At 70.2% G+C, this 19,609-nt stretch carries 17 protein-coding genes and 1 pseudogene; 14 read left to right on the forward strand and 4 right to left on the reverse strand.

The genetic code is table 11. The annotated features are described in order from the left end of the window. Nucleotides 1-399: 399 nt before the first annotated feature. Together ACZ4U1_RS00500 and ACZ4U1_RS00505 are read left to right on the forward strand one after the other, a co-directional pair. Nucleotides 400-1,830: an endo-1,4-beta-xylanase gene (locus ACZ4U1_RS00500; protein ID WP_467897740.1), complete on the forward strand. Its 1,431-nt coding sequence runs from the start codon at nucleotides 400-402 to the stop codon at nucleotides 1,828-1,830. 100 nt (nucleotides 1,831-1,930) lie between these two features. Beyond that, nucleotides 1,931-3,229 carry an RICIN domain-containing protein gene (locus ACZ4U1_RS00505; protein WP_467899999.1) on the forward strand — a complete coding sequence of 433 codons (1,299 nt, stop codon included), beginning with the start codon at nucleotides 1,931-1,933 and terminating at the stop codon, nucleotides 3,227-3,229. A gap of 332 nt (nucleotides 3,230-3,561) precedes the next feature. Here ACZ4U1_RS00505 and ACZ4U1_RS00510 read toward each other — a convergent pair whose 3' ends face one another. Next, complete coding sequence (locus ACZ4U1_RS00510; RefSeq protein ID WP_467900109.1) at nucleotides 3,562-3,768, reverse strand: hypothetical protein; 207 nt, start codon at nucleotides 3,766-3,768, stop codon at nucleotides 3,562-3,564. On the opposite strand from ACZ4U1_RS00510, the gene ACZ4U1_RS00515 reads away from it, so the two are divergent. Both ACZ4U1_RS00515 and ACZ4U1_RS00520 read left to right on the forward strand, forming a co-directional pair. After that, nucleotides 3,670-3,906, forward strand: a complete 237-nt coding sequence (locus ACZ4U1_RS00515) for a hypothetical protein (protein ID WP_467900001.1) — start codon at nucleotides 3,670-3,672, stop codon at nucleotides 3,904-3,906. The genes ACZ4U1_RS00510 and ACZ4U1_RS00515 overlap by 99 nt on opposite strands. Nucleotides 3,907-4,201: 295 nt before the next feature. Next, nucleotides 4,202-5,062, forward strand: a complete 861-nt coding sequence (locus tag ACZ4U1_RS00520) for a hypothetical protein (RefSeq protein ID WP_467897743.1) — start codon at nucleotides 4,202-4,204, stop codon at nucleotides 5,060-5,062. Between the two features lie 129 nt (nucleotides 5,063-5,191). Here the strand turns inward: ACZ4U1_RS00520 and ACZ4U1_RS00525 are convergent, their stop codons facing one another. Then, nucleotides 5,192-5,632, reverse strand: coding sequence for a pyridoxal-dependent decarboxylase (locus ACZ4U1_RS00525; protein WP_467897746.1), 441 nt, complete (start codon nucleotides 5,630-5,632; stop codon nucleotides 5,192-5,194). Continuing rightward, nucleotides 5,623-5,814 (reverse strand): annotated as a pseudogene (locus tag ACZ4U1_RS00530) (aspartate aminotransferase family protein); the annotation flags it as partial. The gene ACZ4U1_RS00525 and the pseudogene ACZ4U1_RS00530, both read right to left, overlap by 10 nt. A 699-nt stretch (nucleotides 5,815-6,513) precedes the next feature. Here ACZ4U1_RS00530 and cuyB point away from each other — a divergent pair. Together cuyB and ACZ4U1_RS00540 are read left to right on the forward strand one after the other, a co-directional pair. Next, nucleotides 6,514-7,239, forward strand: coding sequence for a cysteate racemase (cuyB, locus tag ACZ4U1_RS00535; RefSeq protein ID WP_467897748.1), 726 nt, complete (start codon nucleotides 6,514-6,516; stop codon nucleotides 7,237-7,239). Between the two features lie 86 nt (nucleotides 7,240-7,325). Then, nucleotides 7,326-8,999 carry a PucR family transcriptional regulator gene (locus ACZ4U1_RS00540; protein WP_467897751.1) on the forward strand — a complete coding sequence of 558 codons (1,674 nt, stop codon included), beginning with the start codon at nucleotides 7,326-7,328 and terminating at the stop codon, nucleotides 8,997-8,999. A 148-nt stretch (nucleotides 9,000-9,147) separates the two neighbouring features. Here the strand turns inward: ACZ4U1_RS00540 and ACZ4U1_RS00545 are convergent, their stop codons facing one another. Continuing rightward, nucleotides 9,148-9,735, reverse strand: coding sequence for an isochorismatase family protein (locus ACZ4U1_RS00545; RefSeq protein ID WP_467897753.1), 588 nt, complete (start codon nucleotides 9,733-9,735; stop codon nucleotides 9,148-9,150). A 181-nt stretch (nucleotides 9,736-9,916) separates the two neighbouring features. On the opposite strand from ACZ4U1_RS00545, the gene ACZ4U1_RS00550 reads away from it, so the two are divergent. The 8 genes from ACZ4U1_RS00550 (at nucleotide 9,917) to ACZ4U1_RS00585 (ending at nucleotide 19,513) form a co-directional block, all read left to right on the forward strand. Next, nucleotides 9,917-11,230, forward strand: a complete 1,314-nt coding sequence (locus tag ACZ4U1_RS00550) for a serine hydrolase (RefSeq protein ID WP_467897756.1) — start codon at nucleotides 9,917-9,919, stop codon at nucleotides 11,228-11,230. A gap of 21 nt (nucleotides 11,231-11,251) precedes the next feature. Then, entirely contained in the window at nucleotides 11,252-12,172 is a 921-nt protein-coding gene (locus ACZ4U1_RS00555) for a serine hydrolase (protein WP_467897758.1), read from the forward strand. 9 nt (nucleotides 12,173-12,181) lie between these two features. Next, nucleotides 12,182-13,090, forward strand: a complete 909-nt coding sequence (locus ACZ4U1_RS00560) for a serine hydrolase (protein ID WP_467897760.1) — start codon at nucleotides 12,182-12,184, stop codon at nucleotides 13,088-13,090. Nucleotides 13,091-13,304: 214 nt separating this feature from the next. Beyond that, nucleotides 13,305-14,882, forward strand: a complete 1,578-nt coding sequence (locus ACZ4U1_RS00565; RefSeq protein WP_467897763.1) for an ABC transporter substrate-binding protein — start codon at nucleotides 13,305-13,307, stop codon at nucleotides 14,880-14,882. Then, the gene (locus ACZ4U1_RS00570; RefSeq protein WP_467897766.1) at nucleotides 14,879-15,895 is read left to right on the forward strand and encodes an ABC transporter permease; all 1,017 of its coding nucleotides are present in this window, start codon (nucleotides 14,879-14,881) and stop codon (nucleotides 15,893-15,895) included. Before ACZ4U1_RS00565 ends, ACZ4U1_RS00570 begins: the two co-directional genes overlap by 4 nt. Then, on the forward strand, nucleotides 15,895-17,712 hold the full coding sequence (locus ACZ4U1_RS00575) for a dipeptide/oligopeptide/nickel ABC transporter permease/ATP-binding protein (RefSeq protein ID WP_467897768.1): 1,818 nt from the start codon (nucleotides 15,895-15,897) through the stop codon (nucleotides 17,710-17,712). Before ACZ4U1_RS00570 ends, ACZ4U1_RS00575 begins: the two co-directional genes overlap by 1 nt. A gap of 2 nt (nucleotides 17,713-17,714) precedes the next feature. Next, nucleotides 17,715-18,407 carry an ABC transporter ATP-binding protein gene (locus tag ACZ4U1_RS00580; RefSeq protein ID WP_467897770.1) on the forward strand — a complete coding sequence of 231 codons (693 nt, stop codon included), beginning with the start codon at nucleotides 17,715-17,717 and terminating at the stop codon, nucleotides 18,405-18,407. Nucleotides 18,408-18,490: 83 nt separating this feature from the next. After that, nucleotides 18,491-19,513 (forward strand): dipeptidase, encoded by a 1,023-nt coding sequence (locus tag ACZ4U1_RS00585; RefSeq protein WP_467897773.1) that lies wholly within the window; start codon nucleotides 18,491-18,493, stop codon nucleotides 19,511-19,513. Nucleotides 19,514-19,609: the final 96 nt, after the last annotated feature.

Raw genomic sequence — 19,609 nt, forward strand, 5'->3', positions numbered from 1 at the left:
GTCAATACCTCTCGCATGTATCGCCACTGGCGTCGAATTATTTCGTGGGTTCGCTGCACTGCAACACTCGAGGACGACTAGCGCGACCCAGGGGTCAGGGAGGTCTGCGCAGCCCTCAGCAGCAGCCGCGAGTTCGAAAGTTTCGAGTGAGGATCGGAGACTTTTTCGGTGGAGAGTATTGACGGCCAATCGCCCCCACCTCAATCATCCCAGTCTGAGAACCGGGCGTAGTTCGAGATTTCGAACCACATCGCACGGCAGATCCACGCACCGCTGCACACCTGCGCCACCCCGTTCCGTTCCGTGGGCCCGGGCTCCGTTCCGCCCCGTCCGGCTGCCGAGTGGGAGCGGACGACGCAACCCCTGTCCTTCCGTGATTTCTACCTTGGAGGCACAGTCATGGGCTCGTACGCCCTTGCCAGACCCGTTGTCCGCCGGAAGTTCCGCGGCCTGCTGTTGGCGCTGCTCGTCGGCGTCCTCGGTGCGGTCGTCGCACTGGTCGCGCCGCCGACCGCCCATGCAGCTGAGAGCACGCTCGGCGCCGCGGCGGCGCAGAACGGCCGCTACTTCGGCACCGCCATCGCCTCGGGGAGACTGGGTGATTCGGCGTACACGACGATCGCGGGCCGTGAGTTCAACATGGTGACGGCCGAGAACGAGATGAAGATCGACGCCACCGAACCGCAGCGGGGCCAGTTCAACTTCACCGCCGGCGACCGCGTCTACAACTGGGCCGTCCAGAACGGCAAGCGGGTGCGCGGCCACACGCTGGCCTGGCACTCCCAGCAGCCCGGCTGGATGCAGAGCCTCAGCGGCAGCACACTGCGCCAGGCGATGATCGACCACATCAACGGCGTGATGGCCCACTACAAGGGCAAGATCGCCCAGTGGGACGTCGTGAACGAGGCCTTCGCCGACGACGGTTCGGGCGGCCGACGGGACTCCAACCTGCAGCGCACCGGCAACGACTGGATCGAGGTCGCCTTCCGCACCGCGCGCGCCGCCGACCCGGCCGCCAAGCTCTGCTACAACGACTACAACATCGAGAACTGGACCTGGGCCAAGACCCAGGGCGTGTACAACATGGTCCGGGACTTCAAGCAGCGCGGCGTGCCGATCGACTGCGTCGGCTTCCAGTCCCACTTCAACAGCGGCAGCCCGTACAACAGTAACTTCCGCACCACCCTCCAGAACTTCGCCGCCCTCGGCGTCGACGTGGCCATCACCGAGCTCGACATCCAGGGCGCCTCGTCCTCGACCTACGCCAGCGTGACCAACGACTGCCTGGCCGTCTCGCGCTGCCTCGGCATCACCGTCTGGGGCGTGCGCGACAGCGACTCCTGGCGATCCGGTGACACGCCGCTGCTGTTCAACAACGACGGCAGCAAGAAGCCCGCCTACACCGCCGTCCTCAACGCGCTCAACGGCGGCTCCACCACGCCTCCTGCTGATGGCGGACCGATCAGGGGCGTCGGCTCCGGCCGCTGCCTGGACGTGCCCGGCGCCACTACCACCGACGGTACCCAGCTCCAGCTGTGGGACTGCAACAACGCAACCAACCAGCAGTGGACGTACACCGCCGCCGGTGAACTCAGGGTCTACGGCAACAAGTGCCTGGACGCCGCCGGCACCGGCAACGGCACCAAGGTCCAGATCTACAGCTGCTGGGGCGGCGACAACCAGAAGTGGCGCCTCAACTCCGACGGATCCATCGTCGGCGTCCAGTCCGGCCTCTGTCTCGACGCCGTCGGAGCCGGCACCGCCAACGGCACCCTGATCCAGCTCTACTCCTGCTCGAACGGCAGCAACCAGCGCTGGACCCGCGCCTGATGGGACCTGCCGCGAAGGAAAGGGTGAGTCGATGAAGACCTCAGGTGCGGCTCCTCCGGCCCCGCCACGAAAACACCGCTGGTGGTCCCGGATCGCCGCCGTGGTGGCGGCGACCCTCGCGATCGGCATGCTCGCCGCGGTGCATCCGGCGCCCGCCGAGGCGGCGACGGTGGACACCAACGCCTGGTACGTGCTGGTCAACCGCAACAGCGGCAAGGCGCTGGACGTCTCTGGCGCGTCCACCGCCGACGGCGCCCGGGTCAGCCAGTGGACACGCCATGACGGAACCAACCAGCAGTGGCAGTTCGTGGACTCCGGCGACGGCTACTACCGCCTCAAGGCCCGCCACTCGGACAAGGTTCTCGACGTGGCCGGCCCCTCGACCGCGGACGGTGCCGCGATCCAGCAGTGGGCCGACCACAACGGGACAAACCAGCAGTTCCGCCTGGCCGACTCCGACGCGGGCCACGTCCGGCTGATCAACCGCGCCAGCGGCAAGGCGGTTGAGGTGCAGGGCGCGTCCACCGCCGACGGCGGCAACGTCGTCCAGTACACCGACTGGGGCGGCGCCAACCAGCAATGGCAGATGATCAAACTGTCGTCCGGCGGCGGCGGATGCGGCAGCGCTCCGACTCTGGCGAGCGGTACGCACACGATCCAGAGCGGCGGCAAGAGCCGCAGCTTCATCCTCAGGGTTCCCGCCAACTACGACAACAGCCACCCCTACCGGCTGATCTTCGCGTTCCACTGGCGGGGCGGAACCGCCGGCGACGTCGCCTCGGGCGGCACGAGCGGGAGCGCCTGGTCCTACTACGGCCAGCAGGAACAGTCGAACAACACCGCGATCCTCGTCGCCCCCCAGGGTCTCGGCAACGGCTGGGCCAATTCGGGCGGTGAAGACATCACCTTCGTCGACGACATGATCCGGCGCATCGAGGGCGGCCTCTGTGTCAACCCGGCACAGCGTTTCGCCACGGGATTCAGCTGGGGCGGCGGCATGAGCTACGCACTCGCGTGCAGCCGGGCCAACGTCTTCAGGGCCGTCGCGGTCATGTCCGGCGCCCAGATCAGCGGGTGCAGCGGTGGCACCCAGCCCATCGCCTACTTCGGCATCCACGGCGTCAGCGACTCCGTCCTCGACATCGCGCAAGGACGGTCCCTGCGCGACAGATTCGTCGGCAACAACGGCTGCACCCCCCAGAACCCGCGCGAGCCCGCGCCGGGCAGCCGAACACACATCACCACCACCTACGCGGGCTGCCGTGCCGGATACCCGGTCCAGTGGGCGGCGTTCGACGGAGGACACATCCCCGGTCCGGTCGACGGCTCCCCCAACGAGAGCGGCGTCGCCACCTGGACCAAGGCAGAGATCTGGAGGTTCTTCGCACAATTCCAGTAACACGCCCGCACGACGGAGTGGAATCAGGATGATCCTGGCTCCACTCCGTCGACGTCTGTCCCAGATGGAAGGAGGGGGATGCCCCGGATCACGGACTCCCAGGTCAGCGAGCTGTCCCAGCGGGCCCGGGAGCGGCACGGGGGTGGCATCGACGGTCGGTCGGCCCTCTTGCAGGCTCCACGCGATCGCGGCTCGGGGACTCCTGCTGAGCCAGGGACTGGACCGCATCTACACCGAACCGCTGCCCGCCGTGGCGCCCGGCATCGCCATCGTCTACGCCGCATCCGGGGGAAGAGCCCGTGGCTCACCCGAAGCGCGCCGACCGCGCGGCATCAGCGGACCACATGCTGGAGGTGGACGATCTGCGGGTCGTCCTTCCCACTGCGGACGGGCTGGTCCGGCGCGTCCGCGGTGTCACCCTCACCCTGCGGCGTGGTGAGATGGTCGGCCTGGTCGGTGAGCCCGGCTCCGGCAAGTCGCTGACGGCGCTCGCCATCGCCGACCTGCTGACGAACGGCGCCCCCCGGGACCTGGTGCACCCACCGGTTCTTCGGCGCGGACGCCGCGTCGTCGACCCCCGAGGAGCGACGCAGGCAGTTGGCGACGGAAATGAGGTTGATCTTCCAGAATGCCAGCCTCGGCCTTCAACCCGTCGCTGCGCATCGGAACGCAGATGACGGAGGCGGCGCGCACACACTATGGCACCCCTCGTGCCGAGACCGTCGAGCAGGCGCTGTGCTGCGTTGTCTGGCCGTCATGGTGGTTCGCCTCGCGCGTGGTGACGTGCTGGGCGGATGGCACCGACCTGCCTGGCCCTGGTCTCCTATCCCTGACCCAGGGTGCAAGGTGGCGGCGGCCACGGAAACTCACCATCGCTGCTCGGCCGTCGTCGAGAGGGCTCGACCCGAGACGAAACGTACGATTGGGCATCGGGCCGAACGTAGAGCTGCGAGGACTCAAGTGGCTGGCGAAATGAGCAAAGAGCTGATCATCAGCCCCCGCAGTGAGCGCGTGCGAGAGAAGCTGGCGGAAGCCGCTGCCTGGAGTGCGTACGCGGCGGAGCTGCGCGAGGTACTGGGAGCCGCGATGGAGAAGAGTGGCGCAGACCTCCTGGAGGTGGACGGGCTGCTGGTGAGCGAGCCCCTTCCCGAAGAGCACCGCGGCCTGCGCAATGGTGCGGAGGTCCGGCCGCCGCAAGCGATAGCTCTCGCCGAGGGAATGGCAGCCGGGCGCGGGCCGTATTGCCAGCTCGCCGCACCCGGGAGCCTTCAGATCGAGTCGGGATGGGACGGAGCGGTACACCTCTACACCACTCCGGCGGTGGCCGCTGATCTGGCGAGACTCCATGGGGAGAGCGTGACGTTCCTGTGGCGGGACGCGGCTCCTGAAGCCATAGAGGTCTCGGATCCCGTCGACGCCGTCGCGGACGCGGGTTTCTGGGCGAGGGTGGCGGAGGCCTCCGAGCGCCTGACCCTGGTCTGCGAGCGCTGGGCGTACGGCGCTCACGGGTGCAGATGGTTCCGCGTGACGCCGGAGAGCACAGCCGAAGTGGCCCGACTACTGCGGCCACGCTCGCTGGTTTGCGTGGCCACCGAGCCGCAGCTGAACCCCAGAGCGGAGCTGCTGCAAGACGACTTCACCGCTTTCGTGGCCCCACTGCCGCACGGCGAACTGGCCCACCGGAACTACCCCGGTGGAGCCGACACACTCTCCGAGGTCACGGATGACGGTTTCTCCCTCATGCTGGCCGATGCGGCGCTGGGCGACTGGTGCGCTGTCGTACCGGACGCGGACGGGGTGGCCAGGGGGCAGTGGGAGACTCCGGGTGAGTAGTTGAGGTGCAGGAGGCGATCGAGGTGATGGAGCGGCCGGGGTCGGGCAGCAGGTCGCGGGCGGCCTTGATGACTTCCTCGGGGACGACACTGGGGCGCCCGCCGACTCGACCGCGGGCGCGGGCGGCGGTCAGGCCCTCGTTGGTGTCGATGACGGTGAGTTCGCGGATGAACTCCGCGAGGGCGACGAAGATGTGGAGACGAGCCGGCCACCGGGGGCGGTGGTGTCCAGGTTCGCGGTGTGCAGAGCGTCGAGGCAGGACGCGTGCCGCGTGTGGGCCGCCTTCGCCAGTGCGGGGTTCCGGTAGAGGAGGGCGGCGCAGTCGAACGGGGCGAAGAGCCACTTGTGCGGGTCGATGACGAGGGAGTCGGCGTGCTCGATGCCTTGGTAGCGGTGGCGCACGCTGCGGGCGAGCAGGCCGGCGCCGTCGTAGGCGCCGTCGACGTGGAACCACAGGTTGAAGTCGCGGGCGACCTGGGCGATGCCGTCGAGGTCATCGATGATCCGGCGTTGGTCGTGCCGGCGGTCGCGACCACGTCGATGACGGCGGCGGGGTCGACGTCCGCGCACAGCGCTGCCCGGAGGCTGTGCCCTGTGAGGCGGTGGTCTCTTGTGGGCACCTGTAAGGGCTCGACGCCGATGATCCGAAGTGTGTTGTGGATGGAGGAGTGGGCCTGGTCGGACAGGGCGATCCTGACCGGTTCCCGGTCGCCCAGGCCGCGGGTGCGGCGTGCCGTATCGCGGGCGGTCACGAGTGCGGACAGATTTCCGGCCGAGCCGCGGGAGACGAAGCAGCCGCCGGCGCGCCGACGGCACCCCGGCCCTGGCGAGGACAGCAGCCTGGGTGGGGGCGGCGGGATGAACGACAGGAACCGCGGGCTGTCGCAGCGAGGGCCGTCGGCGCCAGGTGCTCGGCGTACAGGCGCAGAACATCCTCCGGGGCGATTCCGCCGTCCCTGATGAGCCCGTCATCAGACGCTCGCGCACGTGCGTGAGGACCAAGCCGGTCAGGGCGGGATCGTGCGTGTGCATGGGGGACTTTCGCATCGAGGGTGTGGCTGCCGCCCCCGGAAGTGCAAAGGCAGGCACCGGATCCGGAGCAGTACCGGATACCGGTGTCACGCACAGTCGATCCGGCCGTCAGCCGTCCCGTTCGGTGGGCTGCACAGCTTTGAGCCCTCGGCTCTGTCGCCTGGACCCAGCCGCTGTCCGGATGCGTCGGCCTGTTCCGTGCCGGTGCCATGGACCAGGAGCCGACTGGATACGCGTACCAATTCGGGTCGAGGAATTCGGGCCGGACGACGACCTGCCGTGCGGGGCCGAGAACCAGGATCAAGCGATCGTTCCGGTTTCCTGAGAGGCCGTCCTTGACTCACCTGTCCTTCCCGTCCAGGCCCCGGCTGGTCACCCACGCGATGCGGTATCCCCTCCGGCATGGGGGCGGTGGGGCGATGAGCCGAGTTCGCCCCGCCCTGGGGATCCTCGGCGGCATGGGGCCGCTGGCCACCGCTGACTTCTATCGCCGGCTCGTCATGCGTACCCCGGCCGGATCCGACCAGGGGCATCTGCCCGTCCTCATGTGGGCCGACCCTGCCGTTCCTGACCGGACCGCGGCACTGCTGGGGGAAGGGCCCTCGCCGGTGCCGGCGCTGGTGCAGGGCGCCCGCTGGCTGCGGCGGGCCGGGGCCAGCTGCGTCGCTGTGCCCTGCAATACCGCACACGCCTACCTCGAGCAGGTCTCGAAGGCCACGGGTGTCGAAGTGCTGGACATGATCAGAGCGGCGCTGCAGACCGCAGCGGGCCAGACGCCCCATGTGGAGAGAGTGGGCATCCTTGCGACGCGAGGCACACGTCTGGCGGAACTCTATGAGCGCGCCGGGGCCGTCCTGGGGATCGAGGTGATCCAGGTCCCGTCCCGCGTTCAGCACGAATACGTCGACAGCGCCATCCTCGCGGTGAAAGCGAGTGGCGACCTGAGCGATGCCGAGCACCGGATCGCCACGGCCACCGAGACCCTCAGGGAACAAGGCGCGCAGGTGGTGATCGCCGCGTGTACGGAGATCCCGCTGATCAGCAGGGCGGCCGGGCACGTGCTGCCGCTGGTGGATTCGACCGACGCCCTGGTGGACGCCGTTCTCGATCGGCTCTGGAAACCTGACGGGCCTAGTTCGTTCTGAGCGACGAAGCCGTCGGCATATCCTCGTTCTGAGGAACGAAGTCGCAGGGACCTCGCCGGTCCTAACCTGCGGAGATGATCAGGCACATGTCGACGCACCCCGCCAGGAGCCTGAGCCGGGTGCTCGAGGATCTTGGCTCCACCCTTCTCGACCTTCTTCACGGTGATGCGCAGACGGCGGGGGAAATCGGCGGCGTCGGCATCCATGACCCGTACGACGAGCAGCACTATCCGGCGCACGCGATCGTGCTCGGCGTGGGCGTCCACAGCGGCGGGGACATCGCCGCGCTGCTGCGCGGTCTCCAGGTCCATCAGGCCACGGCCCTGGTGGTGCGGGGACCTGTCGAGGACGCGGACGAGCTCGGGCCGGTCGTGGCCGAGACCGGCGTGGCTCTGCTGGCCCTGACCCGCGGGGCGTCCTGGGCACAGCTGGCGGCGATGCTGCGCACGCTGCTCTCCGAAGGGGACATCGGCGAAGCCGAGGCACACACGCTCGGCGGGGTTCCGTCCGGTGACCTGTTCGCCTTGGCGAACGCGGTCGCCACCCTGCTGGACGCCCCCGTCACCATCGAGGACCGGCGTTCCAGGGTTCTCGCCTTCTCGGGCCGGCAGGACGAGGCGGATTCCGCACGCGTGGAGAGCATCCTGGCCCGGCAGGTACCGGAGCGCTACCTGCGCATTCATGAGGAGCACGGCGTCTTTCGAGAGCTGTACCGCAGCGACGGGCTGGTGCACGTCCCCGCGCCGACGGTCGGTGATGCGGTGGCGCTGCCGCGGGTCGCGGTCGCCGTGCGTGCCGGGGACGAGTTCCTCGGTTCGGTGTGGGCGGCGCTGCGCAGGCCGCTCACCCCCGAGCGGGAACAGGCGTTCCTTGAGGCGGCCAAGCTCGTCGCCCTGCACATGCTGCGTTTCCGGGCGGGTACCGACGCGGAGAACCGGCTGCGCGCCGGCCTTGTCACGACCGTGCTGGAAGGCGGCGCGGGGGCCGTCGAGGCGCTGGGCCGTCTGGGACTCGTCGATGAACCCACGCTGGTCATGGCCATGGGCCTGGCGCCCGACCACGATGAGGACCACGCCCACATCACCGCCGAGCGACAGCGCCTGGCCGGCGCCCTGGCCGTGCATCTCACCGCTGTGCAGCCGCGGTCCGCCGTGGCCCTGCTGGGCGACGTGGCCTACGCGCTGTTCCCGGTGGCGAGCAACACGGCCCAGGCCCGGGAACGCGCCGCTCAGGTGGCGTCGAACTTCCTCCAGCGCACCGGTGAGCGGACGAGCGCCGTCATCGGGATCGGATCGGTGGCCCAGGAGCCGGCCGCCCTGCCGCGCTCACGCACCAACGCCGATCGCGCGCTGCGCGTGCTGTTCAGCGGCCAGGCCTCTCAGCGTGTCGCCTCGATCTCCGACGTGTACGTCGACGCCCTCCTGCTGGAGATGCGGGATCTGGCAATCGCCAACCGCGACGAGCTCTCCGGCCCGCTCGCCAGGCTGGCGGCCTACGACGCCAAGCACAACGCGCACCTCGTCGAAACGCTCCGGGCCTGGCTGGACGCCTTCGGTGACGTGATCGCCGCCTCGGCGAGCGTGTTCGTCCACCCCAACACCTTCCGCTACCGGATCCGCCGGGTCGCCGAGGTGGGGCAGATCGACCTTCAGGACCCGTCCGCCAGGTTCGCCGCGATGGTGCAGCTGCGCCTGATGGGCGTGGCCGACAGCGGTGGGGTCCGCCCTCGAGGAACGGGCCGCACGGGTCCGGCCGGCTGAGATCGGGGTCATGCCCTCAAGTAGCGGACCCGACGGGTCCAGTCGGCTGAGATCGGGGTCATGCCCTCAGTGACGGACCCGGCGGGTCCAGTCGGCTGAGAGTGGGGTCCGCGCGCGGCACGGACCCCACCGGTTCAGCCGGTGAGGTTCACAGCCGCACGCCCGGCGGGGCCGTCAGGTCGCGGTGCGTGTCGTGGAAGGCGTCCGCGGCCTCGATGGTGCGGACCCAGTCGTAGAAAAGTTCCTTGGTGGACAGCGTCTCGATGCCCCGGCCGGCCAGGCGCCGCAGTCCCCGCTCGTGTGCCTGGCCCGGCGAGTAGACGGCGTCGTCCACGACCACCACCCGCTTGCCCGCGTGGTGCAGCTGGATCGCCGAGTGGGCGACGCAGATGTCGGTCTCGATGCCGACCAGGACCATGGTGGTGCGGCCGGTTGCTTCGACGGCGGCGGCGATGTCGGGGTTGTCCCACACGGAGAAGGCGTTCTTGGGCAGGGTGACCGCCTTGGCCGGCAGCGCCTCGCGGATCTGCGGCACGGTGTGGCCGCTGTCCTCGGGGGCCTCCTCGGTCACCACGACCGGAATGTCCAGGCGGTCGGCCACCGAGGTGATCCAGACGATGCGCCGCACCATGTCGTCGAACCGCTGCCGGTCCACGTCGAGCCGATGTGGCGGGTAGAAGTTGCTCTGCACATCGATGATCACCAGCGCGGAGTCGTCACGGTCGATCAGCGGCATCTCGGTCTCCTCTTGGCCGTGGGGTCACGTCACCCTAGAAACCGCGCGGCACGTTCGAGTTGTCCGCGCGTCCAAGCCGTGACCTGCTGGTTCGTACCGCCGGACCACGCATTCGGGGCCGGCCGTGCCTACGCTGCGGCCAAGTGGACCGAGCCATCCGGAGGCGTGTGTGAAGGCCGATATGAAGCACTGGGCGAGCCGTCTCGAGGCGCTGGCCGCCGAGTCGAAGGTGCCGGGCGCGAGTCTGGCGTTCTGGTACGGCGGTGAGACGCACGAGTGCGCCACCGGTGTCCTGAACACCGCGACCGGTGCCCCTGTGCTCACCGACTCGCTCTTCCAGATCGGCTCGGTCACCAAGGTCTGGACCGCGACCCAGGTCATGTCGCTGGCCGAACAGGGACGTGTCACGCTCGACACGCCCGTCGCCGAGGTACTGCCCGGGTTCCGGGTGGGGGACGCCGAGGCGACCGCCGCCATCACGCTGCGCCATCTGCTCACGCACACGTCGGGCATCGACGGCGACCTGTTCCTGGACACCGGCCGCGGCGACGACTGTCTTCAGCGGTACGTGGAAGCCTGCGCCGGCCTGGAACAGACCTTCCCGGTCGGGGACTCGCACTCGTACTGCAACTCCGGCTTCGTCATCGCGGGCCGGGTGATCGAACAGCTCACCGGCCGGACGTGGGACCAGGCTGTGCGCGAGCAGATCTGCGCACGCCTGGGGCTGACGCACGCCTGGACGCTGCCGGAGGACGTGCTTCGCTTCAGCGCCGCCGTCGGCCACGACGAGCACGGCGCCGTGGTGCCGTCATGGGGGCTGCCACGGTCCATCGGCCCCGCGGGGCTGATCTGCGCCCGGGCCGCGGACGTGGTCGCCTTCGGCCGCGCCCACCTCACGCCCGGCGTCCTCCTCGCCGACCCGGCGCTGATGCGGCAGGCCCATGTCGACCTGCCCAACCCGTACGCCGGCGGGCGGCAATGGGGCATCGGCTGGAGCCTGGACGAGTGGGACGGGCACGAGGTCGTCTCCCACACCGGGGACGCCATCGGCCAGCACGCCGCCCTGTGGGTGCTGCCGGGCCTGGAGACCGTCATCACCGTGCTGGTCAACGGCGGCCACAGCGTCGAGTTCCAGCACCGCCTCATCAGCGAGCTGTTGCGCGAACTGCACGATGTCAAGGTGCCGGAGCCCCTCGCTCCGCCCTCCGAGCCCGTGGCGGCGGACGTCGAAGCCTTCACCGGCGTGTACGAGCGCGCGGGCAGCCGCATCGACGTGACCTCCCACGAGGGCCGGCTTCGGCTGCGTACGGAACCCACCGGCATCCTCGTCGGGCTGGCGCAGCCGCGGACGCTGGAGCTCACCGCTGTGGACGCCACCACCTTCGTCGGCCGCCGCGACAGCGAGGCGATGTGGGACGCCGTGGTGTTCGAAAACCGTCCTGACGGCCGTTCCTACCTGCACTACAGCGGCCGTGCCACCCCCAAGGTCCGCTGAGCGGACCACGATCGGAGTCCCATGGAACCACTGTCCGCCGACGACGAGGCGGCAGCCGCCCTGCAGGCGATCTTCGCGGAGGCGGGCGTCGAGGGCTTCCTCCACGCCCGTGACATCGACACCGGCCGCGAGGTGGCCTTCCGGGCCGACGATCCCGTCATCGTGGCGTCGATCCGTAAGATCCCGGTCGCGCTCGCCTATGCCCGCCAGGCGGCGGCAGGGCAACTCGACCGGGCGGCACGGCACACGATCACCTCGGTGAACCGTGAGGGCGGCGGTATCGGCACCGACAGCTGCCTGCACGACGTCACGATGAGCACGCGCGATCTGGCGTTCTTCATGCTGTCCATGAGTGACAACGCGGCCACCGACAAACTCATGGAGATCCTCGGCGTCGATCAGGTCCGTGCCCTCGCCGCCGAACTCGGCTGCCCGCGTCTGCCGGTGGGCCGCTACCGCGACCTGTGGGACCCGGTCTGGGAGGAGCTGGGCCTCGACCCGGACGGCGACATCGACGCCCAGCTGGAGAAGACCGGCGAGGAGCAGCTGCGCGGCCTGGCCATGCTCGACCCCATGCGCTCCGCCTCCAGTACCCCGCGCGAGATCACCTCCCTGCTCACCGCGATCTGGCGCGGCGCGGCCGGCCCGGCGCAGGCGTGCGCGGAGGTGCGGGAGCTGATGAGTCATCAGTTGTCCACGCACCGCCTCGTCGCCGGCTTCGACACCGACGTGAAGGTCGCGGCGAAGAACGGCGCCCTGTGGGGCGTGCTCAACGAGGCCGGCGTGGCCGAGTACCCCGACGGGAGCCGCTACGCCGTGGCGGTCTTCCTCCGCCTCCCCGCGCTGAACGGCCGTAACCCCGCCGCCGACGCCGCGATCGGATGCGCTGCCCGAGCCGCGGTCGACCACCTGCGCCGAGACCGGCCCGACACCACCTTGTGAGGAGACGTCATGCCCACAGCCGCCCACCCGACCGGCGAGGAGCAGGTCCGCACCCTGCTCTCGTCCCTCTTCGAGCAAGCCGGGGTCGACGGCTTCGTCCACGCCCGTGACATCGACACCGGCGATGAGTTCGGTCACGGCGCCGACGCCCGGGTCGTCCTCGCCTCTGTGTTCAAGATCCCCATCTGTCTGGAGTACGCCCGCCAGGCGGCCGACGGACAACTGGACCGGGCCGCACGGCACACGGTGACGGCCGCCTACCGGGCGGGCGGCAGCGGCACCGACGGATGCGCCCACAACGTCGAGATGAGTGTCCGGGACCTGGCGTTCATGATGATGACGATCAGCGACAACGCGGCGACCGACCTGCTGCTGGACGTCGTCGGGCTCGACCGGGTGCGCAAGACCCTGGACGAGCTGGGGTTCGAAGGGTTCGGTGTGTCCTCCTGCCGCGCCCTGGACGACGACATCCGCCGCGAACTCGGGCTCGACCCCGACCGCTCCATCGACGACCAGCTCGGCGACGTCCCCGCGGAGCGGCTGATGACCCTCGGCGCCGGCGACCCCGAGCGCAGTCCGTCCAGCACTCCACGGGAGGTGACCGCGCTGCTGGCCGCCCTCTGGCGGGACGAGGCGGGCCCGGCGCAGGCGTGTGCCGAGGTGAGAAGCATCATGAGCCAACAGGTGTGGCAGCACCGGCTCGCCGCCGGTTTCCCGGAAAGCGACGTGCGGCTGGCGGGCAAGACGGGCACGGATTTCACCGTCCGCAACGAGGCGGGCGTCGTCCGGTATCCCGATGGCAAGCGGTACGCGGTGGGCGTCTTCCTGCGGACCTCCTCCCCCGCCGACCGGCAGCCACGCGCCGACCGTGCCATCGGTCTGGCCGCCCGCGCCGTCATCGACCACCTGCGATCCTGACCGTCGAGCACGTCATGAACCGCACCCTGCCTGCCCCGGACCGCGATGCGCGGTCCGGGGCGTCCGCGTCTTTGGGAACCGCGCCGCACACCCCGCGAGCCCGCACTTGGGGCAGCGCTCCGAAAGCGCACCTTGGGCTTTGTCGTCCCGTCTGAATCATTTCCGGCCGGCACTCGCGAATGTGGGGCAACCTTTCCGCCCCAAGGAGCTCCCTATGAAGAAAGCCCGAGCGGTTGCCGCCTGTCTCGCGGCGTCGCTGCTGGCCGCCGGATGCGGCAGCGGCCAGGCCGGGTCGGCCGGTGGTGACGCCTTCAGCTTCGCGATCAAGAGCGATCCCGGACTGCTCGATCCGGCGCTGGTGCAGAACACCACCACCTACACCGCGCTGTCGCTGGCCTACGACACCCTGGTGAACGTCGACCCCGAGGGCCGTATCGTCTCGGGCCTGGCCGACACGTGGGTGGTCAAGCCCTCCTCGGTCACCTTCACCCTGCGCCGGGGCGTCAGGTGCGCGGACGGCAGCCCGGTCACCCCTGACACGATCGCCGCCAACGTCGCCCACATCACCGATCCGGCCACCAAGTCCCCGGCGTACGGCGTCGTCGTCCCCGAGGGACTGACCGCGCGGGCGAACGACGCCACCGGCACCGTGACCCTGTCGACGCCCAAGCCGTTCGCGTTCATCCTGCAGAGCACCCGCTATCTGTTCATGGTGTGCGGCGCCGGACTGAAGGACCGCTCCCTGCTCAAGAGCGGAACATCCGGATCGGGTCCCTTCCAGCTGACCTCGGCCCAGCCGAACCAGAGCTACACCTTCACCCGGCGCACGGACTACACCTGGGGCCCCGGCGGGGCCACGGCATCCCACCCGGCCATGCCGGGTTCGGTCGTCCTGAAGGTCGTCGGCAGCGAGTCGACCGCGGCCAACCTGCTGCTCTCCCACCAGCTGAACGCCGCACAGTTCGCCGGCCCGGACCGCGCCCGGGTGACCGACGTCCCCGGCGTCACCACCACCGACCAGCCCAACGGCACACAGGAGTTCTTCTTCCACCAGGGCGCGGGGCACCCGGGCCACGACCCGGCTGTCCGCAGGGCTCTGCTACAGGCAATCGATCTGCACGATCTCGGGGCGATCGCCACCGCCGGAACCGGACAACGGCCCACCGGCCTCGTCATGCGGCCACGGCCCTGCCCCGGTGACACCGTCACCGGGCACCTGCCCGCCTTCGACCCGCACGCGGCCGAGGCCGCCCTCGACACGGCCGGCTGGCACCGATCGGGCCACGGCGTCCGCACCAAGGACGGCAAGAAGCTCACGATCCGGATGATCTACGGCACGTCCGCCGGCGAGACGATGGCCGCCGCGGCCGAGTACCTGGCCGACGCCTGGAAGAAGGTCGGCGTCGAGGTCCGGCTGCGTGCCCTGTCGGACGCCGCCTACGGCGAGGTCGAAGCGGTCACCCAGGACTGGGACGTGGACTGGGCGCCGCTCGGCGTCACCCTGCCCACCCAGTTGCTCGGTGCGCTCTCCGGCCCCTTCACCCCCGACGGCGGCAACTTCGCCCACCTCACCAATGAGAAGTACGAGCAGCTCACCGCTCACGCAAGCAACCTGCCGGGGACGCGGGGCTGTGCGAAGTGGGCGCGGTCGGAGAGCGCGCTGTTCGACAGCGGCGACCTCGTCCCGGTCGTCGACAAGACCCTCACCACCGCCGCGTACGACGCCACCTTCCGCATCACGGCGGGGCTGTTCGACCCGACGTCGATCCGCATGACGGGAGCCGAGTCATGACCACCTTGCACGAACCGGCCACACAGGCTCCCCCGCGGCCACGGCGGGCCCGACGGCTGACCCCCTCGTTCCTCGCCCGGCATCTGCTGCGGCTGGCCGTCTCGCTCACCGTGCTGATGGTGGCGTCGTTCGCGATGATCCACCTGATCCCCGGCGACCCCCTGCGCCAGATGCTCGGCCCGACCGCCCCGAAGGAACTGGTCGACGCCCGCCGCGCGGAACTCGGCCTGAACGACTCGCTGCCGACCCGGTTCGGGCACTACGTCCAGCACGTGTTCAGCGGCGATCTGGGCACGTCGTTCTTCTCCTCCCAACCGGTGAGCGACATCATCACCCAGGGCCTGCCCAACACCCTGACGCTCGCGGTGCTCGCCACGCTCCTCGCGCTCGCCGTGGCGATCCCGCTGGGCATGTGGTCCGCCGTCCGCACCCACCAAGGGCGCCGACACAGGACGGAGACGGCTTTCACCCTGCTCACCGGGGCCGCCGTCGCCATCCCCGAATACCTCTACGGTCTCGCGCTGCTCCTCGTGTTCGCGCTGGGCCTGGGCGTGCTCCCGCCGGCCGGTCTGACCGGACCGGCCTCCTACGTCCTGCCCGTCACGGCCCTGTCGATCGCCCCGGCCGCGATGATCGCCCGGCTGGCTCGGGTGGAGACCCTGCGCGAACTGGACACCGACTACATGCGCCTGGCCCACGCCAAGCGGCTGCCCGCCCGGCGGCTGTACGCGGTGCACCTGCTGCCCAACACCCTCACCGCAACCCTGACCATGGGCGGTCTGCTGCTCGGCGGCCTGATCACCGGCAGTGTGCTGGTGGAGAACGTCTTCGCCTGGCCGGGACTGGGACAGCGGACGGTCGAGGCCATCACGCAGAAGGACTATCCCGTCGCCCAGGCCATGATCCTGGTCTACGGCGCGCTCGTCCTCGTCATCAACTTCCTCGTCGACGTCCTCCTCGGACTCCTCGACCCCAAGTCCTCCCTGTCCGCCTCCACCCGCAAGGAGGGCTGATGCGCCGCCTGCTGAGAAACCCGGCCGGCCTGCTCGGCGCCGTCCTGGTCGCCGTCATGGTCCTGCTCGCGCTGATCGGCCCGCCGATCTGGGAGGACGCCGCCGGCCGCATCGACCCGCAGCAGATCAACCAAGGGGCGTCCGGTGCGCACCTGCTCGGCACGGACGCACTCGGCCGGGACCTGCTCGCCCGCACCCTGGTCGCCACCCGGCTCACCCTGGGTCTCGCCTTCCTCGCGACTCTGATCGGCACCGTGTGCGGAGTCCTGCTCGGGGCCCTGCCCGCCCTGCTGCCACGCAGAGCCGGGCAGGCCGTCGTGGCCGCCGTCGACATCCTCGTCGCCTTCCCCGCCCTGCTGCTGGCGATGTTCACCGCCGTCGTCTCGGGGCTCGGCGCGCAAGGCGCCGTCCTGGGCATCGGAGTAGCGCTCGCGCCGGCCTTCGCCCGCCTCACCCACACCCTGACCGCCTCCGTCGCGGGCGCCGACTACATCGCCGCCGCCCGCATGCTGCAGGTCCCGCGTCACCGGATCCTCACCCGGCACCTGCTGCCCAACATCGCCGAACCCCTCATCCTCAACACCGCGCAGTCCATGGGCGCCGCCCTGCTCGGCCTGTCCGCGATGTCCTTCCTCGGCATGGGCGTGCAGGCACCGTCCTACGACTGGGGACGGCTGCTGAACGAGGCCTTCGGGCACGTCTACGTCACCCCGTCCGTCGTCGTCGCGCCCGCCACCGCGGTCGCCCTCGCCGGGCTGGGGTTCATGCTGCTGGGCGACACCTTCGTCAAGGCCGCCGCGACCACCGGCGACCCGGTCGGCGAACCCGTCGAGCCCGGGGTGCTCACGGCCCAGGGCATCCCGGTGCGGGACGCGGTGCTGGAGGTCCGCGACCTGACCGTGTCCTTCCCCGGCGGCATCACCCCCGTCCGCCAGGTCTCGCTGACCGTGCACCCGGGCGAGATCGTCGGGCTGGTCGGCGAGTCGGGCAGCGGCAAGAGCATGACGGCCGCCGCGATCGGGCAGATCGTGCCCTATCCCGGCCTGGCCGGCAGCGCCCGGACCCGGCTGTGCGGGGTGGACCTGGACGGCCTGAGCGACGCCGAGCGCCGCAAGCTGCTCGGCTCGTCGCTCGCGATGGTGTTCCAGGACCCCACCTCCTCCCTCAACCCCGCCCTGCGGGTGGGAGCCCAGCTCGCCGAGGTGGCCACCCTGCACGACGGCGCCACCGGCACCGAGGCGCGGGCCCGTGCGGTGGAGCGGCTGGAGCGCGTCCGTATCAAGGAGCCGGCTCAGGTCGTTCGCCAGTTCCCGCACGAGCTGTCCGGCGGCATGCGCCAGCGCGCCGTCATCGCCATGGGCCTCATGGGCACACCCCGGCTGATCATCGCCGACGAGCCGACCACCGCCCTCGACGTCACCGTCCAGCGTGAAGTGATCAAGGTGCTGCGCGAGGTCGTCGACGACACCCGGGCCGGCGCTCTGTTCATCTCGCACGACATCGCCGTCGTCAGCGAACTGTGCGACCGCATCGCCGTGATGTACGCCGGCCGGATCGTCGAGGAACTCGACGCCGACGCCCTGCACACCGCCCGCCACCCCTACACCCGGGCACTGATCGGCTCGCTGCCCGACATGGACACCGACCGCTCGCGGCCGCTCACCACCATCCCCGGCCGGCAGCCCTCACCGGCCGATGTCGGCGCGGGCTGCGCGTTCGCCGACCGCTGCCCGCTGGCCACCGCCCGCTGCCGGACCACCCGCCCCGAACTCGCCACCACCGTCAACGGGCACGCGGTGGCGTGCTGGGAGGCATGATGATGAACATCAACGATCTCACCGTCCGCTTCGGCTCCTTCAGCGCCGTGCAAGGGGTCAGCCTTCAGGTGCCCCAGGGGTCGGTCTGCGGGCTCGTCGGGGAATCCGGCTCGGGCAAGTCGACCCTCGCCCGGGCGGTGGCCGGCCTGACGCCCTACCAGGGCACGGTCTCGGGCGTCGAACGGGGCCGCGCGCAGATGGTGTTCCAGGACCCGTACTCCTCGCTCAACCCGCGCATGAGCATCGGCGACGCCATCGCCGAGGGCACCCGGCTGCCGCGCGGCCGGCGAGCGGCCGAGGTCGAACGGCTCCTGGACCTGGTCTCGCTGCCGGTCACGTACGCGTCCAAGTACCCCCGCGAGCTCTCCGGCGGCCAGCGCCAACGCGTCGCCATCGCCCGCGCGCTCGCCGCCCGTCCCGAGGTGCTCATCGCCGACGAGATCACCTCCGCGCTCGATGTGTCCGTGCAGGGCGCCGTGCTCAACCTCATCCGCGACCTGCGCACCGAGCTCGGCCTGACCATGCTGTTCATCTCGCACAACCTCGCCGTAGTGCGCTATGTCTGCGACACCGTCGCCGTCATGCGCCACGGACGGCTCGTGGAGTTCGGCCCTGTCGCATACGTGATCAGCACGCCACGGCACGAGTACACACGTGCCCTGCTGGACGCCGTTCCGCGGCTGACCCACGCCTGACCCTGCCCACCCGGCCCGGCGGCCCGTCACGCGGACGGCCGCCGGGCCACACCTGCCCCCTCATCACCCGAAAGGCCCCTGTCGTGTCCTCGGACCTGCATCGCCGTGCCGTCGTCGCCGACGCCCACAACGACCTCCTCATGGCCGTCGCCGCCCGCCCCCCGAAGCGCTGGGGCGGCTTCTTCCGGGAACACTGGCTGCCGCAACTACGCGAGGGCGGCATCGACATCCAGGTCCTTCCGGTGTTCATCGACGACCAGTACCGTCCCGAAGGCGCGCTGCGGCAGACCCTCCGCATGATCGAATGCGCGCACGTGCTCGCCGAGGCCAATGCCGACCAGGTCGCCCTGTGCCTCGACGGCGGCGACATCGACGCGGCTCTCGCAGAGAGCAGGCTCGCCCTGGTCCTCGCACTGGAGAGCGCGCCCGGCATCGACGCATCCGTCGAACTGTTCTCCACCCTGTTCCGGCTCGGGGTGCGGATCGCGTCCATCGCCCACTGGGGCCGCACCCCGCTCGCCGACGGCAGCCGGGAGGACGCCACCGGCAGCCGGCTCACCGCACCCGGTGTCGAGGCGCTGCGGGAGATGGAACGCCTGGGCATCCTCTTCGACATCTCCCATCTGGGAGCGAGCGGTGTCGACCACGTCCTGGAACTCGCCACCCGTCCGCTGATCGCCACCCACTCCTGCGCCCGAGCCCTGCGCGACCATCACCGCAACCTCACCGACGACCAGATCCGCGGGGTGGCCGACACCGGCGGCGTGGTCTGCGTGAACTTCGTACCCGATTTCCTCACCGACGACCAGGCGAAGGTGAGCGTCGAGCGGGTCGTCGACCACATCGAGCACATCGTCTCCCTGGCGGGTATCGACCATGTCGGCCTCGGCTCGGACTTCGTCCGCGAGGTCATGCACGACGTCACCCCGCCCTGCTGCGAGAACCTCGACGACGAGGACCCCCTGTTCGACTTCCCCGGCCTGGAGGGGCCGGCCGGCATGCCGCTGGTCACCGAGGCACTGGTCCGTCGGGGCCTGCCCGAGGAGGACATCCTGAAGATCCTCGGCGGGAACACGCGACGCCTGATGAACAAGCACATGGGCTGACGGCACATCCGTCCCAGCGGTGCCCGGCAGGTCGAACGACCCGCCGGGCACCGCCGAACGCCGGCGTTGGGTTCCCGGCACGAATCGGCCGCTCAG

This window comes from Streptomyces sp. NPDC028928 (genome assembly GCF_055564915.1).

Coding starts and splice junctions, on each gene's coding strand:
- ACZ4U1_RS00500 (WP_467897740.1), top strand. CDS start 400: ATGGGCTCGTACGCCCTTGCCAGACCCGTTGTCCGCCGGAAGTTCCGC.
- ACZ4U1_RS00515 (WP_467900001.1), top strand. CDS start 3,670: ATGGTCGGCCTGGTCGGTGAGCCCGGCTCCGGCAAGTCGCTGACGGCG.
- ACZ4U1_RS00520 (WP_467897743.1), top strand. CDS start 4,202: ATGAGCAAAGAGCTGATCATCAGCCCCCGCAGTGAGCGCGTGCGAGAG.
- cuyB (WP_467897748.1), top strand. CDS start 6,514: ATGAGCCGAGTTCGCCCCGCCCTGGGGATCCTCGGCGGCATGGGGCCG.
- ACZ4U1_RS00540 (WP_467897751.1), top strand. CDS start 7,326: ATGTCGACGCACCCCGCCAGGAGCCTGAGCCGGGTGCTCGAGGATCTT.
- ACZ4U1_RS00545 (WP_467897753.1), bottom strand. CDS start 9,735: ATGCCGCTGATCGACCGTGACGACTCCGCGCTGGTGATCATCGATGTG.
- ACZ4U1_RS00550 (WP_467897756.1), top strand. CDS start 9,917: ATGAAGCACTGGGCGAGCCGTCTCGAGGCGCTGGCCGCCGAGTCGAAG.
- ACZ4U1_RS00555 (WP_467897758.1), top strand. CDS start 11,252: ATGGAACCACTGTCCGCCGACGACGAGGCGGCAGCCGCCCTGCAGGCG.
- ACZ4U1_RS00560 (WP_467897760.1), top strand. CDS start 12,182: ATGCCCACAGCCGCCCACCCGACCGGCGAGGAGCAGGTCCGCACCCTG.
- ACZ4U1_RS00565 (WP_467897763.1), top strand. CDS start 13,305: ATGAAGAAAGCCCGAGCGGTTGCCGCCTGTCTCGCGGCGTCGCTGCTG.
- ACZ4U1_RS00570 (WP_467897766.1), top strand. CDS start 14,879: ATGACCACCTTGCACGAACCGGCCACACAGGCTCCCCCGCGGCCACGG.
- ACZ4U1_RS00575 (WP_467897768.1), top strand. CDS start 15,895: ATGCGCCGCCTGCTGAGAAACCCGGCCGGCCTGCTCGGCGCCGTCCTG.
- ACZ4U1_RS00580 (WP_467897770.1), top strand. CDS start 17,715: ATGAACATCAACGATCTCACCGTCCGCTTCGGCTCCTTCAGCGCCGTG.